Annotated in this window: 3 protein-coding genes; 2 read left to right on the forward strand and 1 reads right to left on the reverse strand. The window is 75.2% G+C overall.

The window, feature by feature from the left end; all coding sequences use genetic code 11:
- The first annotated feature begins 190 nt into the window (after positions 1-190).
- On the forward strand, positions 191-1,636 hold the full coding sequence (gene pyk, locus VF468_30090) for a pyruvate kinase (protein HEX5882537.1): 1,446 nt from the start codon (positions 191-193) through the stop codon (positions 1,634-1,636).
- Between the two features lie 168 nt (positions 1,637-1,804).
- Positions 1,805-2,296 (forward strand): hypothetical protein, encoded by a 492-nt coding sequence (locus tag VF468_30095; GenBank protein ID HEX5882538.1) that lies wholly within the window; start codon positions 1,805-1,807, stop codon positions 2,294-2,296.
- Here VF468_30095 and VF468_30100 read toward each other — a convergent pair.
- The coding region (locus tag VF468_30100) for a glycosyltransferase (protein HEX5882539.1) at positions 2,293-3,109 on the reverse strand (817 nt) is incomplete at its 5' end. The genes VF468_30095 and VF468_30100 overlap by 4 nt on opposite strands.

Consider the following 3,109-nt stretch of genomic DNA (forward strand, 5'->3'; position numbering starts at 1 on the left):
CCCCGCCGCGGCGCGGGAAGCCGCCCCGGCCGCGGGTGTCCCGGACCTGCGAGCTGTCGAGCTGGCTGTCGTCGTCGAAGCGCATCCTGCCTGCCCTCTCTGGGGGTCGCTGCCTGCCGCCAGGAATACCCGACCCGGTCACCGGTCAACCGTCGCGGCGGGCCGCGAGTCATGCCAAACTGCCGGCACGATGAAGAGCGTCGAGCGTACCAAGGTCGTGGCCACCCTGGGCCCGGCCTCGAGCAGCCGCGAGGTCCTCGGCGGGATGGTCGAGGCCGGCCTCGACGTGGTGCGGCTGAACTTCTCCCACGGCGAGCGGGCCGACCACGTGGCCCGGTTCGAGCTCGTCCGCACCGTGGCCAAGGAGCTCGACCACAACCTGGCCGTGCTGGTCGACCTCCAGGGGCCCAAGATCCGGGTCGGGGTGGTCGGCGACGACGGGGTCCGGCTCGACCGCGGCGAGGAGGTCACGCTGGTCTCCGGCACCGAGACCTGCGCCGCGCCCGACGTCCCGGTGGTCTACCCGGCGCTGGCCGCCGACGTCCGCCGGGGCGACCGGATCCTGCTCGACGACGGGGCCATCGGGCTACGGGTCGAGGACGTCGAGGGCGAGCGGGTCCGCTGCCAGGTCGAGCGGGGCGGCGTGGTCAAGTCCCGCAAGGGCGTCAACCTGCCCGGGGTGGCCGTCTCGGCGGCCTCGCTGACCGCCAAGGACCGGGCCGACGTGGCCACCGCGGTCGAGCTCGGCGCCGACTACGTGGCCCTGTCGTTCGTGCGCAAGCCCGAGGACGTGGCCGAGGCCAAGCAGGCGATCGCCGAGCACGGCCGCGACATCCCGGTGGTGGCCAAGCTGGAGCGGCCGGAGGCGATCGACGTCCTGGACGACATCCTCGAGGTCGCCGACGCGGTCATGGTCGCCCGGGGCGACCTCGGGGTCGAGCTGGCCGTCGAGCAGGTCCCGCCCATCCAGAAGCACATCATCGCCAGGGCCAACTCGCTCGGGGTGCCGGTGATCACCGCCACCCAGATGCTCGAGTCGATGGTGGCCAGCCCCCGCCCGACCCGGGCCGAGGCCAGCGACGTGGCCAACGCCATCTTCGACGGCACCGACGCGGTGATGCTCTCCCAGGAGACGGCCGTCGGCCAGTACCCGGTCGAGGCGGTGGCCACCATGAGCCGCATCGCCCGCGAGGCCGAGGCGACCCCGTACCTCACGGCCCCGCCGCCCCCGGCCGTCGGCGGGCTGGACGTGCCCGCCACCGTCTGCCGGGCGGCCGTGCAGGTCGCCGCCGACCTGGGGGCCCGGGCGATCGTGGCCTTCACCGAGTCGGGGGCGACCGCCCGCTACGTCTCCCGGTTCCGGCCCCGGACCCCGATCATCGGCCTGACCACCTCCGAGGCGGCCCGGCGGCGGATGGCCCTCTACTGGGGGGTGGAGACGGCCCGCCCGGTGGGCAAGGGCACCCAGGTGCGGAGCATGATCGACGACGCCGACGCCCGGATCGTCTCCGAGGGCCTGCTCACCCCGGGCGACCTGGTCGTGGTCGTGGCCGGCAGCCCCGGCGGGCGGGGCGGGACCAACCGGGTGCTGGTCCACCGGGTCGGCGAGCGCGACCTGGCCGCCCGCGAAGGTTGAGCCACAAGGGCGTGGAGTCGGCCGACGATCAATAGGTTCCGACCGGCAGCGCCGGTCGGCTAGTACCAAAGTTCTACGGTGACAACTGGCCCGGTTTCCGCCACACTTCCGTGACCACCCGTGACCACCGTCCGGGGGACCGGCGGGGTACGTGGGGAGGAGCCGGCGATGAAGCAACGTGAGGTCGGCGAGGCGTACGAGGCCTCCACCAGCGCGCTGGAGGCGGCCAAGGGGCAGCGGCTCAGCCTGCGGCGGGCCATCGCCGGGCTGGAGGAGGCCCTGGCCGCTCCCGACGACCCGGACGGCCTGGGCGGCCAGGACGGCCTGCCCGGCCGGCTGGCCCCGGCCCTGGAACGGCTCCAGGAGGTGTTCGCGGTCCACGTCGAGGTCACCGAGGCCCCGGGCGGCCTCTACCAGGAGATCCTGGAGAACGCCCCCCGCCTGGCCAACCGGGTGACCCGGTTCCGCCGCGAGCACGCCGAGATCACCGAGGGCATCGGCCGCGGCATCGCCGAGTGCGCCACCGCCAGCGACCCCGACGCCGTCCAGGCCCTCCGCGACCACGCCGTCCGGCTCTTCGCCGACCTGGTCCGCCATCGCAAGCGCGGCCTCGACCTCGTCTACGAGGCCTACCACGTCGACATCGGCGGCGAGTCCTAGCCCCAGCCCCGCTCCCGCAGCAGGGCGGCCAGCTGGCCGGTGAGGGCCTCCATGGAGAAGTGGCGCCTGGCGATGGCGTGGTTGGCCTCGAGCAGGCCCGGGTCGGGCTGGTCGAGGAAGGCCTTGAGCGGGGTCGGGTCGGCGGCCGGGAACCAGCGGAAGCCGAAGCTGGCCAGCTCGGCGGCGACGGGGTAGTCGCCGACGGCCAGGGGGCGGCGGTGCAGGGACGCCTCGATCAGGGGGGCGCCGAAGCCCTCCCAGGTGGAGGGGAACACCACGGCGTCGCAGGCGGCGTAGGCGTCGTCCATGGTCAGGCCGGCGGGGACGCGCCGGTGGGCCCGGCAGGTGGCGGCGGCGAGCAGCCGCTCCAGCTCGGGGCCGTAGCCGTCCTCCTCCGGGCCGGTCAGCCAGTAGTCGGCGCCGAGGGCCTCGGCCATGGCCAGGCCGGCGGGGACGTTCTTGCGGGGGATGGCCCGGGTCGGCTGGAGCAGCAGCCAGCGGCCGGGGGCGACCCCGAGCCGTTCCCGGGCCAGCGCCCGCCGGCCCGGGCCGGGCTCGGGGAAGCCGCCGTAGACGGTGGTGGCCGCGATCCCGCGGTCGGCCAGCTCCCGGCGGCTGCGCTGGTTGATGGTGACGTGGGCCCAGGCCGGGTCGTCGGGCGGCCAGCGGCCGACGCCGGCGAACTCCTCCCGCTGCCAGGGCAGGTCGTGGTGGTGCAGGATGGCCGGCCGCCCCGCCAACAGGCCGGTCAGGGCGGCCGCGGCGGCCGGGTTGCGGGGCAGGGAGCAGACGTTCTCGACCACCACCAGGTCG

This window comes from Actinomycetota bacterium (assembly GCA_036280995.1).
GTDB lineage: Bacteria > Actinomycetota > CALGFH01 > CALGFH01 > CALGFH01 > CALGFH01.